This window comes from Buttiauxella brennerae ATCC 51605 (genome assembly GCF_001654925.1).
GTDB classification, from domain to species: Bacteria; Pseudomonadota; Gammaproteobacteria; order Enterobacterales; family Enterobacteriaceae; genus Buttiauxella; species Buttiauxella brennerae.
This window is the reverse complement of sequence record NZ_LXER01000046.1, coordinates 1-1091: the sequence shown is the minus strand read 5'-3', so window position 1 is coordinate 1091 and position 1091 is coordinate 1. Positions and strand designations below refer to the sequence as shown.

The window sequence follows — 1091 nt, the reverse complement described above, 5'->3', positions numbered from 1 at the left end:
ACCTGGGCCGGGCCGAGGGTGTGGTCGGTGCTGCTGCCGGTCACCGTCGTCTGGTTTGACAGGAAGCGTTCATGCTCCAGACGCGCCCAGAAGTTGGCGGTTTCTGCCGCAGGGGTAATTTTGTCACCCCGCTCAAGATGGCGCGGGCGGTGGTGATACACCTCCCCGTAGGTGACACCGTCCCCGTCACCGCGGGTCATGTCTGCCGGCACCGAGGACAGGACATTCTGGGCTTCCCGGTGGTTGTAGTCATTCGCCGTCACAGAGCGTTCCACCACGTTGTGCCAGACATGCACATCCCACACGGAATCCACCGCGTTATCATTCGTCCCTGACGGGCTGTTCAGCGGCAGTTTCTTACCGAACGTCCAGGCGCTCTGCTTGTCCGCAAAGTGCACCACTTCGGTCTGGGTATCCGGCTGCAGAGTGAAGAAATAAAATATCCCCACTTCGGCCAGCAGGCGTTCGATAAACGCGAGGTCATTTTCCTGATACTGGTTAATCTGCTCCCGCTTCGGGTAGTCGGCCTTGAGGGTAAATTCATACTCCCAGCCTTTCAGTCCATGCTCCTGGAGGACCTCAGTGACCACTTCCGGTACCGACTTGTTGACAAAGAAGCGATGGGTACGGAACTGGTTTTTTAGCAGTTCCAGAAACGGCTCAATAATAATCTGGTAAGTCGCCTGATCGCGTGAACCCCTGATACGCTTAAAATGCGTGACCACACCGTGAACCACTTTTCGGTCAGTCAGGGCGAACAAATCACCTGCCCCCATGGTCAGAGTTGCTGATTTGCTCAGCATCTGGCGGGCATCAATGTTGAGATCGCTACTGGTAAACAGGACGGTGTAATAATACAGAGCACTCATAAATTCTTTGCCGCTGAACTCTTCCACATCCAATAAGGATGTGCAGGAAGGAATATCCAGACGGTAGCGGTTCAGCCCGCCTTCAGTTAGTGCAGGCAGGGTGTTCTTCAGCGTATCAGTCAGACTCATGATGTAACTCCATGGGATAACCTGCTGTCCATGATTCTATTACCGGCAGGCAAATTACAGGTTTAATGACGGGTACTCAGCGAGTACGAAAAA

At 54.0% G+C, this 1091-nt stretch carries 1 protein-coding gene; it reads right to left on the bottom strand.

Annotated features, from left to right (window positions below; all coding sequences use genetic code 11):
• The coding region (locus M975_RS21900; protein WP_157093426.1) for a type VI secretion system Vgr family protein at positions 1–998 on the bottom strand (998 nt) is incomplete at its 3' end.
• Positions 999–1091: the final 93 nt, after the last annotated feature.